Annotated in this window: 11 protein-coding genes; 8 read left to right on the top strand and 3 right to left on the bottom strand. The window is 55.8% G+C overall.

The features are described from left to right. Nucleotides 1-97: 97 nt before the first annotated feature. Nucleotides 98-493, bottom strand: a complete 396-nt coding sequence (locus ACGS9J_RS26145) for a hypothetical protein (protein ID WP_442233508.1) — start codon at nucleotides 491-493, stop codon at nucleotides 98-100. 41 nt (nucleotides 494-534) lie between these two features. On the opposite strand from ACGS9J_RS26145, the gene ACGS9J_RS26140 reads away from it, so the two are divergent. Both ACGS9J_RS26140 and ACGS9J_RS26135 read left to right on the top strand, forming a co-directional pair. Continuing rightward, nucleotides 535-831, top strand: coding sequence for a hypothetical protein (locus tag ACGS9J_RS26140; protein ID WP_442233507.1), 297 nt, complete (start codon nucleotides 535-537; stop codon nucleotides 829-831). Between the two features lie 39 nt (nucleotides 832-870). Further along, a complete protein-coding gene (locus tag ACGS9J_RS26135) occupies nucleotides 871-2,055 on the top strand; it encodes a NupC/NupG family nucleoside CNT transporter (protein WP_442233506.1) in 1,185 nt (394 codons plus the stop codon). A 33-nt stretch (nucleotides 2,056-2,088) separates the two neighbouring features. On the opposite strand, the gene ACGS9J_RS26130 is transcribed toward ACGS9J_RS26135, so the two are convergent. Then, the gene (locus tag ACGS9J_RS26130) at nucleotides 2,089-2,523 is read right to left on the bottom strand and encodes a DUF3574 domain-containing protein (RefSeq protein WP_442233505.1); all 435 of its coding nucleotides are present in this window, start codon (nucleotides 2,521-2,523) and stop codon (nucleotides 2,089-2,091) included. 293 nt (nucleotides 2,524-2,816) lie between these two features. Here ACGS9J_RS26130 and ACGS9J_RS26125 point away from each other — a divergent pair, with 293 nt between their 5' ends. Next, a complete protein-coding gene (locus ACGS9J_RS26125) occupies nucleotides 2,817-3,434 on the top strand; it encodes a trimeric intracellular cation channel family protein (protein ID WP_044554879.1) in 618 nt (205 codons plus the stop codon). On the opposite strand, the gene ligB is transcribed toward ACGS9J_RS26125, so the two are convergent. Next, complete coding sequence (ligB, locus tag ACGS9J_RS26120) at nucleotides 3,409-5,142, bottom strand: NAD-dependent DNA ligase LigB (protein WP_442233504.1); 1,734 nt, start codon at nucleotides 5,140-5,142, stop codon at nucleotides 3,409-3,411. The genes ACGS9J_RS26125 and ligB overlap by 26 nt on opposite strands. A gap of 284 nt (nucleotides 5,143-5,426) precedes the next feature. Between ligB and gmk the strand changes: the two genes are divergently transcribed. From gmk to recG, 5 genes are read left to right on the top strand one after another with little or no spacing between them, the layout of a single operon-like run. After that, nucleotides 5,427-6,050, top strand: a complete 624-nt coding sequence (gene gmk / locus ACGS9J_RS26115) for a guanylate kinase (protein WP_041415115.1) — start codon at nucleotides 5,427-5,429, stop codon at nucleotides 6,048-6,050. 54 nt (nucleotides 6,051-6,104) lie between these two features. Beyond that, nucleotides 6,105-6,380, top strand: coding sequence for a DNA-directed RNA polymerase subunit omega (gene rpoZ / locus ACGS9J_RS26110; RefSeq protein WP_004953385.1), 276 nt, complete (start codon nucleotides 6,105-6,107; stop codon nucleotides 6,378-6,380). Between the two features lie 18 nt (nucleotides 6,381-6,398). Continuing rightward, nucleotides 6,399-8,510 (top strand): bifunctional GTP diphosphokinase/guanosine-3',5'-bis pyrophosphate 3'-pyrophosphohydrolase, encoded by a 2,112-nt coding sequence (gene spoT, locus ACGS9J_RS26105; RefSeq protein ID WP_442233503.1) that lies wholly within the window; start codon nucleotides 6,399-6,401, stop codon nucleotides 8,508-8,510. A 5-nt stretch (nucleotides 8,511-8,515) separates the two neighbouring features. Continuing rightward, entirely contained in the window at nucleotides 8,516-9,211 is a 696-nt protein-coding gene (gene trmH / locus ACGS9J_RS26100) for a tRNA (guanosine(18)-2'-O)-methyltransferase TrmH (RefSeq protein ID WP_442233502.1), read from the top strand. Continuing rightward, nucleotides 9,208-11,289 (top strand): ATP-dependent DNA helicase RecG, encoded by a 2,082-nt coding sequence (gene recG, locus ACGS9J_RS26095; RefSeq protein WP_442233501.1) that lies wholly within the window; start codon nucleotides 9,208-9,210, stop codon nucleotides 11,287-11,289. The genes trmH and recG overlap by 4 nt, the downstream gene beginning before the upstream one ends. Nucleotides 11,290-11,323 lie beyond the last annotated feature (34 nt).

The raw sequence follows: 11,323 nt of genomic DNA, 5'->3' as shown, positions 1-11,323 counted from the left end.
TCGAGGGAGTATTTTGGTTTTGCCATAAAAAACTGCACCTTATTCAGTTGGGTGTCCAACTTTTGGGGTGCAGTTCAGCCAGCGGGCTTTTTTACGACTAGGCCCTGGGTAAGCCTGCCGCTTGCTCTTCGGTTATCAATCCCATTTTTTGCAGTTGAACGGCAATGCCCCAGGTTGAACGCTCGAATTCGCGGCTCATCGCCTCCAGCGTCATGCCCACTGCATGGCTTTCCTGCAGCCGCAGCTTCTCGTCTTCATCCCAGGGGAAATACGATTTTGCCGGCCGTCCTTCAGAAATATTCTTCTGGCGCTTTTCCTCCGGCGTTAGCTTGGTTTTTTTCTGGCGTTCAGCCTCACACTGAAACTCCTCAGCCAGGGCGAACAATAGGCGAATAGCTTCTGGCGAACAGGCCATCGAGGCGGGTTTCAATAACTCGCCGGTATCGGGATTAACGCCGTTCGCCAAAGCCCGTAACAGAGTGCTGGTATTCATCGTCCGTCTCCTCATCCTGAGAAAATTGGCCGCTTCGTGCGGTGAAAAGTCCGACAATTATCTTTCTGGGCAATAAAAAAACCAATCGTTCAACGCAGCGCGTTGTACAAACTGCGAGCCAGATCCCGGGGAATTACCTGGCAGAGATGACAAGTGGTACAGAGTTGCGAGGGACTCAGCAGAAAACAGCTCAGGCAGTGAAATACGCGTTAATGGTGTTTATGAAAAACTGTGGTGAGAAGGGCGAGGATAACAATTGGCCATTTATATCACTGGCTAAAAGTATTTTATTCCAATTATCACCTAAGGTAATGAAAGGCGGGCAAAGCTGTGGCTAAATGTGTTTTTTCCTGCCCGTTTAGCCGTACGGACTCTTTATGCCGCAAATTCTGCAATTTATTTTTGCCCTGGTGGTGATCATCGCCCTGGCCCTGCTGGTCAGTAATGACCGCAAGAAAATCCGCCTGCGTTATATTATTCAGCTTTTGGTCATTGAGGGTGCACTCGCCTATTTCTTCCTGCATTCAGAAAGCGGCCTTAGCGTCATCAAACACGTTGCCGGTTTCTTTGAAACGCTACTGACCTACGCCGCACAGGGTTCGGACTTTGTGTTTGGCGGCATGAGCAAAGACGGGCTGGCGTTTATCTTCCTCGGCGTTTTATGCCCGATTATCTTTATTTCCGCGCTCATCGGCATTTTGCAGCACTTCCGTATTCTGCCGCTGTTTATCCGCCTGGTCGGTACCCTGCTGTCCAAGGTTAACGGCATGGGCAAATTGGAGTCCTTCAACGCCGTCAGCACGCTGCTCCTTGGTCAGTCCGAAAACTTTATCGCCTATAAGGGCATCATTGGCGATATCTCGCCGCGCCGCATGTACACCATGGCCGCGACCGCCATGTCGACGGTATCCATGTCCATCGTCGGTGCCTACATGTCGATGATCGATGCACAATACGTAGTGGCAGCGTTGATCCTCAATATGTTCAGTACCTTTATCATCTTGTCGATCATTAACCCTTATCAGTTGGATGATGAACCCGAGCTGAAGCTGAGCAAGCTGCATGAAGATCAGAGCTTCTTTGAAATGTTGGGCGAGTATATTTTGGCGGGCTTTAAAATCGCGATGATTATCGCTGCCATGCTGATTGGCTTTATTGCGCTGATTTCTGCGGTAAATGCCCTGTTCTCCGCGGTGTTTGGTATCAGCTTCCAGCAGATCCTGGGCTATGTGTTCTATCCGCTGGCTTGGCTGATCGGCATCCCGGCACAGGATGCGTTGCGAGCGGGCAGTATTATGGCGACCAAACTGGTAGCCAATGAGTTTGTCGCGATGATCGAACTGAAGAAAATCGCGGCGGAGCTGTCGCCGCGCGGCTTGGGTATTCTGTCGGTGTTCCTGGTGTCTTTCGCTAACTTTGCTTCTATCGGCATCGTCGCCGGGGCAATCAAAGGGCTTAACGAGCAACAAGGTAACGTGGTTTCTCGTTTTGGTCTGAAGTTGGTCTACGGCTCGACCTTGGTCAGCCTGCTTTCGGCGGCAATCGCCGGGCTGGTACTATAAAGCCAATATCCCGGCCTGCCGGCCGGGATATCATCAGAACGCCACGCACACTGGCGCATCAACCCGCATCACGGAATCCTGCGCAAACTGCTGCTTATAGCTGCTGCGCAGCGCCTCAATATGGGTTTCACTTTCCTTGCCCGGCGTATGGATCAGCATCAACGCTTTGCTGTTTTCGCGCACCAGTTTGCCGTCATTACCCAACCACTGCCCTTTGGCATCAAACACCGACAGCCCGTCTTTAAAGCGCGGCGTCACTTGCCGATCGACAAAACTCTGCCACTCGGCAGCACTGATCACCGGCCCCGACGGGCGATTCAGGCCAAAATAGAGCGTGGTTTGGGTCATGGGATCGCCAACCGAACAAGTCGCCGACTTTTGCGGTACGGCATTCTGAACCGGCGCGACACAACCACTCAACAGTAAGGCGGCAGCGACGGCCGCGGCCAGCAGGGAAGTCTTTTTCATTTTATCTTCATGTTCCTCAGTGAACGTCATCATCAACCAGAAATTCATTGCCGCCAGTCCCTGGGGATCGAATGCAAAAAGCATAGTCAGCAATAGAAACTAATGCGAAATATCTAATCCCTTCCTGAGCCAAAGAAGGGGTGAAAAGGCAGTTAATAAGCAAAAAAGATAAAAAATAGATTAATTAAACTAATCCGAATTGTCATCGGTTAGAAAAACTCAGTGGCGATATCCCCCAGCGGCGATTACCCTTCCACCATGACACTCATTCCCGCCCACCCTGTGAATATCTTATGTTACTGAGCATTCTTTATATCATCGGCATCACTGCCGAAGCCATGACTGGTGCACTGGCTGCCGGCCGCCGCCAAATGGACATGTTTGGCGTCATTATTATTGCCTCTGCCACGGCCATCGGTGGCGGTTCGGTGCGCGACATGCTGCTCGGGCATTTTCCACTGGGGTGGGTCAAACATCCTGAATATATCGTCATCGTCGCCATTGCCGCGATTGTCACCACCTGGCTGGCGCCATTGATGCGCCACCTGCGTCGCCTGTTTCTGGTATTGGACGCCGTTGGCCTGATTGTGTTTTCAATCATCGGCGCGCAGGTGGCGCTGGATATGGGCCATGGCGCCATCATCGCCGCGATTGCCGCCGTGATCACCGGAGTCTTCGGCGGCGTACTGCGCGATATGCTCTGCAACCGCATTCCGCTGGTATTCCAGAAGGAAATTTACGCCGGTATCTCCTTCGCTGCCGCCTGGTTGTACATCGGTCTGCAACACCTGAGCCTGCCGCATAATATGGTGGTGATCATCACCCTGGTGGCGGGCCTGAGCGCCCGATTGATCGCCCTGCGTTTTCGTCTGGGTCTGCCGGTATTTAATTACCAGCATCCGGATCATTAATAAGATCCACCTCAGAGACGAAGCCGGTTATTTGCTGGGATGCCAGCGTGCTGACCAACGCCAGCAGTGGCGGGTGCTGGAGAAAATCGGCAATCTGTTGCGCCCTTTTCGCACCAATACCGGCGATTTCTCGCCACGCCGCGGGGGAATATTGCTGGACCTGCTGCCAGTTTTTCAGCGACGTCGTTTGCGGAGGAGACAGTGGAGCGCCTAAAGCAACCAGCCAGCGTGCGAACGGCTGCTGGCGCGCCAGCTGAAATTGCCGGTGAATGCTCTGCCCTCGCTTTTCGCCGATGCCGGGGGCCGACATCAGTTGCTCCGGCGTCAGCACCAACCAATCCAGCAGATGCCGCACCAACCCCTGATCAATCAGCGCCTGCCAGGTAGATTCGCTGACGCCGCGCAAACTTAACCCCTGCGGGCCACTCAACCACACCAGCCGGGCCAGAAACTGCTGACGGCAATCCGGCCGCCAACCGAAACAACTCAATGGGTGGTAACGTTCAGCAGACGGCGCGCTGGGCAGCGACCTGTCCGTTCCACGCCAGACCACGTTATTGAGATGTGGAATGCCGTGCCCCATCAGGCTGATCGCCACCTGATCACCGGGCACAATCGCCGACTGCTGCCAACGTGTCAGTGAGCCGAGGTTAACCCGTGTTACCCATTTATCGTCCATCCTGACGGGCTCAAGCCGCAGCACCACGGCAATTTTTCCGGTGCGGCCAATATTGAAGTCGATGCCATTCACCCGTGCGACCTGCTGCGCCGGCGGATACTTCCAGGCAACGGCCCAATCACCGGGCTTGGCTTGCCAGTAACGCCCCTGCGGTGAGCGTGCCTGATGGATCACCACACCATCCGTGACGAAAGGCAAAGCGCTCTGATGCCAACGTTCTCGCCATTGCTGCACCTCCGCCAATGATTTCACCGGTTGCGAGTAAGCCAGGGCGAGGGGAAAGCCCATTGCAGCCAGTTGCCGCAAACGCGACGCCATATCTTGCGGACCGTTTGGCCAGGCCCAGACAAACAGGCCCAGTTGCTGCAATACCGGCGAAGGCTTACTTTTCATCAGCGCACCGGCAACCTTGGCACGGGCGTTGAGGCCGCCACTGACCTTTTGTTGGTGATCGTTCATCAACAGAAATAGCTCCCCCTGCAGAATCAACGTCTGCGGTGCCCCCTCAATACTGGCGGGCACTGCCGGTATCGCCTGCACCCTTTCCAGCCAGTCTTCGCCTTTCAGTCCGTTCCCCCGGCTGATTGCCGACGTCAGTTTCCCGTCGCGATAAACCAGCGTGATGGCTACGCCGTCCACCTTGGGTTGAACCCAGAGATCGCGACGGCCCTTTAGCCATTGGGCCACGGCGGCAGGATCCGGCAATTTTCTCAACCCGGTATGCGCCACCGGGTGCGGTACCTTACCTTCAGGTAACAGTGGAGCAGGCTCCTCCGTCGACGGCTCCCCGGCACAACGCTGCCATAACCGCAGCTTTTCACGCAGGCTATCGTAGACCTCATCCTCAATTAAACTGCTGCCCTGCTGGTAGTAAGCCACGTCCCAGCGTCCAAGCTGGTTTTTTAAGGTGGTTATATCCCGTTGCAACCGCTCCGTCCGCCACGCCGGACAGGTTTCCGCCCGCGGTCCCCCACTGCACAGCAGACCGACCAACAGGATCATTCCGAGCCTCATGACACCTTTGCGCATTGTGCACCTCCCTGATAACCGGCAGTAAAACCGGGAAAGAGAAGCGCGACAATGGCCAATGAGGCGTTTTGCACAGCGGATCGAGAAAGCCTGGCTGCATTGCAGAAAACCGCCAAAATTTAGCGATACGCTGCGCAAACCTGCCCGTTTGAGGTTTTTTCAGCATAAAGCGACGGGCAAAATGCGAGCTAACGCTGCATCCGGCGCGTTAGCCGTGTATACTGTGCGGAGAAAATACACATCCGCTGTTATTGGCATATCAACCGCTATCAACGAACATCATCATGGCTCAAGGCACGCTTTATATTGTCTCTGCCCCTAGTGGCGCAGGGAAATCAAGTCTGATTCAGGCTTTGTTAAAGACGCAACCGCTGTACGACACGCAGGTTTCGGTTTCGCACACCACGCGCGACAGCCGCCCGGGTGAACAGCATGGCGATCATTATTTCTTCGTCTCAAAAGAAGAATTCTGCCGAATGATTGAGCAGGATGCGTTTCTTGAGCACGCCGAAGTGTTCGGCAACTATTACGGAACCTCACGCGCCGCCATTGAGCAGGTGCTGTCGACCGGCGTAGACGTTTTCCTGGATATCGACTGGCAGGGCGCGCAACAAATCCGTGCCAAAATGCCTCAGGCGCGCAGCATCTTTATTTTGCCGCCGTCGAAGGAAGAACTTGGCCGCCGCCTGCGTGGGCGCGGGCAAGACTCTGATGAAGTGATCGCCAAACGCATGGCGCAAGCCGTGGCAGAAATGACGCACTACGCGGAGTATGATTATTTAATCGTGAACGATGATTTCGATCTGGCCCTGTCCGATCTGAAAACCATAATTCGCGCCGAACGCCTGCGTTTAGGCCGCCAATTACTGCGGCATGACGCTTTAATCAGCAAACTATTGGCAGACTGAAGACAGTTTCAGTATTATGCCCAGTCTTTTCGTCACCTGTGGAGTAGCACAAATATGGCACGCGTAACTGTTCAAGACGCTGTAGAGAAAATTGGTAACCGTTTTGACCTGGTGTTGGTCGCTGCTCGTCGGGCACGTCAAATCCAGACTGGCGGTAAAGATGCACTTGTTCCGGAAGAAAACGACAAGTACACCGTTATCGCGCTGCGCGAAATCGAAGAAGGCCTGATCACCAGCCAGATCCTCGATGTTCGTGATCGTCAGGAGCAGCAAGAGCAGGAAGCCGCAGAGATTCAAGCGGTTACCGCAATTGCTGAAGGTCGTCGTTAATTAGACTGCGAGTCTGCCTTGTACCTGTTTGAAAGCCTGAATCTGCTGATTCAACGTTACCTGCCTGAGGAGCAGATTAAGCGCCTCAAACAGGCATACCTCGTTGCACGTGATGCTCACGAGGGACAGACACGCTCCAGCGGTGAGCCCTACATTACTCACCCTGTTGCCGTGGCCTGTATTCTGGCGGAAATGCGTCTCGACCATGAGACGCTGATGGCAGCCCTGCTGCACGACGTCATCGAAGACACCCCGGCCACCTATCAGGATATGGAACAGCTGTTCGGCAAAAGCGTCGCCGAATTGGTTGAGGGCGTATCCAAGCTAGACAAGCTGAAATTCCAGGATAAAAAAGAAGCCCAGGCGGAAAACTTCCGCAAGATGATCATGGCGATGGTGCAGGATATCCGCGTCGTGTTGATCAAGCTGGCCGACCGCACGCACAACATGCGTACCTTAGGTTCGCTGCGCCCCGACAAACGGCGGCGTATTGCGCGTGAAACCCTGGAAATCTACAGCCCACTGGCCCATCGTCTGGGTATTCACCATCTGAAAACCGAGCTGGAAGAGCTGGGTTTTGAGGCGTTGTACCCGAACCGTTATCGCGTAATCAAAGAAGTGGTGAAAGCCGCGCGCGGTAATCGTAAAGAGATGATCCAGAAGATCCTCGCCGAAATCGAAGGGCGATTGACCGAAGCCGGCATCCCCTGCCGCGTCAGCGGGCGAGAAAAACACCTGTATTCCATCTATCTCAAGATGCACCTGAAAGAACAGCGTTTCCATTCGATTATGGATATCTACGCGTTCCGGGTGATCGTGAAGGAAGTGGACACCTGCTACCGCGTGCTGGGCCAGGCTCACAGCCTGTATAAGCCGCGTCCGGGCAGGGTCAAAGACTATATCGCCATTCCCAAGGCCAACGGCTATCAATCGCTGCACACTTCACTTATCGGCCCGCACGGCGTACCGGTAGAAGTGCAGATCCGTACCGAAGATATGGATCAGATGGCCGAAATGGGGGTCGCCGCGCACTGGGCTTATAAAGAAAAAGAACAGGGCGAAACCGGCACCACCGCGCAAATTAGAGCCCAGCGCTGGATGCAGAGCTTGCTGGAGCTGCAGCAAAGCGCCGGCAGTTCGTTTGAATTTATCGAGAGCGTCAAATCCGATCTGTTCCCGGATGAGATTTACGTTTTCACCCCGGAAGGCCGCATCGTTGAATTGCCTGCGGGCGCAACGCCGGTCGACTTCGCCTACGCGGTGCATACCGATATCGGCCACGCCTGCGTTGGCGCACGGGTCGATCGTCAGCCGTACCCGTTGTCGCAGTCTCTGACCAGCGGCCAAACGGTGGAAATCATCACCGCGCCGGGCGCACGCCCCAACGCCGCCTGGCTGAACTTTGTCGTCAGCTCAAAAGCACGCGCCAAAATTCGCCAGATGTTGAAAAACCTCAAGCGCGACGATTCGGTTGGCCTCGGCCGCCGCTTGTTAAATCATGCGTTGGGCGGCAGTCGCAAACTGTCAGAGATCCCACCGGAAAATATCCAGCACGAGTTGGAGCGCATGAAACTGGCGACTCTGGACGATCTGCTGGCTGAAATCGGCCTGGGCAATGCCATGAGCGTCGTGGTCGCGAAGAACCTGCAGGGTGACCAGTCCAATCTGGGCACGTCCTCCGGGGTCCGTAACCTGGCGATCAAGGGCGCAGACGGCGTGCTGATCACCTTCGCCAAATGCTGCCGACCGATTCCGGGTGACCCGATTATCGCCCACGTCAGCCCAGGCAAAGGCTTGGTGATCCACCATGAATCCTGTCGCAATATCCGCGGCTACCAGAAAGAGCCTGAGAAATTCATGGCGGTAGAGTGGGATAAAGATATCGAGCAGGAATTCATTGCCGAGATCAAAGTGGATATGTTTAACCATCAGGGGGCACTGGCCAACCTGACGGCAGCCATCAATGCGGCTGAATCCAATATTCAAAGCCTGAATACCGAAGAGAAAGACGGCCGGGTTTATAGCGCCTTTATCCGCTTGACCACCCGCGATCGCATCCATCTGGCAAATATTATGCGTAAAATCCGTATCATGCCGGATGTCATTAAAGTTAACCGTAACCGAAATTAGCGCTTATGAGCCCTGAACGCTATGCGCGGATTTGTGAAATGCTGGCCACCCGGCAGCCGGATTTAACCGTCTGCCTGGAACAGGTTCACAAACCGCATAACGTCTCCGCCATTATCCGCACCGCCGACGCCGTCGGCGTGCATCAGGTACATGCCGTGTGGCCAACCACCCGCATGCGAACCCTGGTTTCCTCCGCCGCCGGCAGCAACAGCTGGGTCAATGTTCAAACCCATCGCACCATCGCTGACGCCGTGCACCACCTGAAAGGTCAGGGCATGCAGATCCTGGCGACTAACCTTTCCGACCGTGCCGTGGACTTTCGCGAGGTGGATTACACCCGCCCTACCTGCGTGCTGCTGGGCCAGGAAAAAACCGGCATCACCGAAGAAGCGCTTGCTCTGGCTGACCAGGACATCATCATTCCGATGATCGGCATGGTGCAGTCACTCAACGTGTCGGTTGCCTCAGCCTTGATCCTGTACGAAGCGCAACGCCAGCGGCAAAATGCCGGCCTGTACCGTCGTGAACACAGTATGCTCAATGAAGAAGAGCAACAACGGCTGCTGTTTGAAGGCGGTTACCCGGTACTGGCCAACGTGGCCAAGCGTAAAAAGCTGCCGCGTCCTCATATTGATCAACAGGGCCAGGTGGTCGCCGATGCCGAATGGTGGGCGGCCATGCAGGCAACGGTACGCAAATGAAAGGCCGTCTGCTGGATGCTGTCCCACTCACCACGCTTTCCGGGGTTGGCGCCAGTCAGGCGGGAAAACTGGCCAAGATTGGCCTGGAAACCATTCAGGATCTGCTGCTGCACCTGCCGCTGCGCTATGAAGACCGCACTCGCCTCTATCCGATAAACGACCTGCAGCCGGGTATTTATGCCACGGTGGAAGGCGAAGTGCTGCGTACCGACATCAGTTTTGGACGGCGGCGCATGCTGACCTGCCAGATCAGCGACGGTACCGGCCTGCTCACCATGCGTTTCTTCAATTTCAATGCGGCGATGAAAAACAGCCTGGCCACCGGCCGTCGCGTGACCGCCTACGGTGAGGTCAAACGCGGCAACCACGGTGCCGAAATTATTCACCCTGAATACCGCATTCAAGGGGAAAGCAGCGAGGTTGAGCTGCAAGAGTCACTGACGCCGGTCTACCCCACCACCGAAGGCATCCGACAGGCGACTCTGCGCAAACTGACCGATCAGGCGCTGGAACTACTGGATACCTGTGCCATCGCCGAATTGCTGCCGCCTGAACTGAGCGGTGGATTAATGAGCCTGCCGCAGGCGCTGCATACCCTGCACCGCCCGCCGCCGGATATCCAACTGGCGGATTTGGAACAGGGCAAGCATCCGGCGCAAAAACGTCTGATCCTGGAAGAACTGCTGGCGCATAACCTCAGTATGTTGGCGGTACGGGCCGGTGCGCAAAGCTATCAAGCGCTGCCGCTGATGCCCGATGATCGGCTTAAAAAGCAATTCCTCGCCCAGTTACCCTTTGCCCCTACCGGCGCGCAAGATCGCGTAGTGGCCGATATCGAAGCCGATATGCAAAAAGGCTTCCCCATGATGCGGCTGGTTCAGGGCGATGTCGGCTCCGGCAAAACGCTGGTCGCGGCGCTGGCTGCACTGCGCGCCATCGCCCACGGCAAGCAGGTGGCATTGATGGCGCCAACGGAGTTGTTGGCCGAACAGCACGCCAATAATTTCCGCCAGTGGTTTGAACCGCTGGGGCTGGAGGTCGGCTGGTTGGCCGGCAAGCAAAAAGGCAAGGCGCGTATCGCGCAGCAAGAGGCGATTGCCAGTGGGCAGGTCTCTATGGTGGTCGGTACCCACGCCATCTTCCAGGAACAGGTGCAATTTTCCGGCCTGGCACTGGTGATCATCGACGAACAGCACCGTTTTGGCGTGCACCAGCGCTTGGCTCTGTGGGAGAAAGGCGAGGAGCAAGGCTTCCATGCCCATCAGTTGATCATGACCGCCACGCCAATCCCACGCACGCTGGCAATGACCGCCTATGCCGATCTCGATACCTCGGTGATCGACGAACTGCCACCGGGCAGAACGCCGGTCACTACCGTCGCCATTCCGGATACGCGGCGCGCCGATATCATTCAGCGAGTGAAAAGCGCCTGTATGGAAGAAGGCCGACAGGCGTACTGGGTTTGTACCCTGATTGAAGAATCTGAGCTGCTGGAAGCGCAAGCGGCGGAAGCCACCTGGGAAGAGCTGAAAACCGCGCTACCGGAGCTGAAAGTGGCGCTGGTGCATGGCCGTATGAAAGCGCAAGAGAAGCAGGCGGTAATGCAGGCCTTTAAACAGGGTGAGCTGCAGCTGTTGGTGGCGACGACGGTGATCGAAGTGGGCGTCGACGTACCGAATGCCAGTTTGATGATCATCGAAAACCCGGAGCGACTGGGGTTGGCGCAGTTACACCAGCTTCGTGGTCGCGTCGGGCGCGGCGCGGTGGCCTCTCACTGCGTATTGTTGTACAAAACGCCGCTAAGTAAAACTGCGCAAAAACGCCTGCAGGTACTGCGTGACAGTAATGACGGCTTCGTCATTGCACAACGCGATCTGGAAATCCGCGGCCCCGGCGAGCTGTTGGGTACGCGTCAAACCGGCAGTGCGGAGTTTAAAGTGGCGGATTTGCTGCGCGATCAGGCGATGATCCCGGAAGTGCAACGCGTCGCCCGCCATATCCACCAACAGTACCCGGAACATGCCCGCGCCCTGATTGAACGCTGGCTGCCGGAAAAAGCACGCTACTCCAACGCCTGACCTTCAGACATAGAAAAGGCGCCAATGGGCGCCT

This window comes from Serratia quinivorans (assembly GCF_052113645.1).
Classification (GTDB): domain Bacteria; phylum Pseudomonadota; class Gammaproteobacteria; order Enterobacterales; family Enterobacteriaceae; genus Serratia; species Serratia quinivorans_B.
This window is presented reverse-complemented; position numbering and strand designations above follow the sequence as displayed.

Bases quoted from the DNA above. Each gene is read 5' to 3' on its own strand.
- ACGS9J_RS26145 (WP_442233508.1), bottom strand. From the start codon at position 493: ATGAATACCAGCACTCTGTTACGGGCTTTGGCGAACGGCGTTAATCCC.
- ACGS9J_RS26135 (WP_442233506.1), top strand. From the start codon at position 871: ATGCCGCAAATTCTGCAATTTATTTTTGCCCTGGTGGTGATCATCGCC.
- ACGS9J_RS26130 (WP_442233505.1), bottom strand. From the start codon at position 2,523: ATGAAAAAGACTTCCCTGCTGGCCGCGGCCGTCGCTGCCGCCTTACTG.
- ACGS9J_RS26125 (WP_044554879.1), top strand. From the start codon at position 2,817: ATGTTACTGAGCATTCTTTATATCATCGGCATCACTGCCGAAGCCATG.
- ligB (WP_442233504.1), bottom strand. From the start codon at position 5,142: ATGCGCAAAGGTGTCATGAGGCTCGGAATGATCCTGTTGGTCGGTCTG.
- gmk (WP_041415115.1), top strand. From the start codon at position 5,427: ATGGCTCAAGGCACGCTTTATATTGTCTCTGCCCCTAGTGGCGCAGGG.
- rpoZ (WP_004953385.1), top strand. From the start codon at position 6,105: ATGGCACGCGTAACTGTTCAAGACGCTGTAGAGAAAATTGGTAACCGT.
- trmH (WP_442233502.1), top strand. From the start codon at position 8,516: ATGAGCCCTGAACGCTATGCGCGGATTTGTGAAATGCTGGCCACCCGG.
- recG (WP_442233501.1), top strand. From the start codon at position 9,208: ATGAAAGGCCGTCTGCTGGATGCTGTCCCACTCACCACGCTTTCCGGG.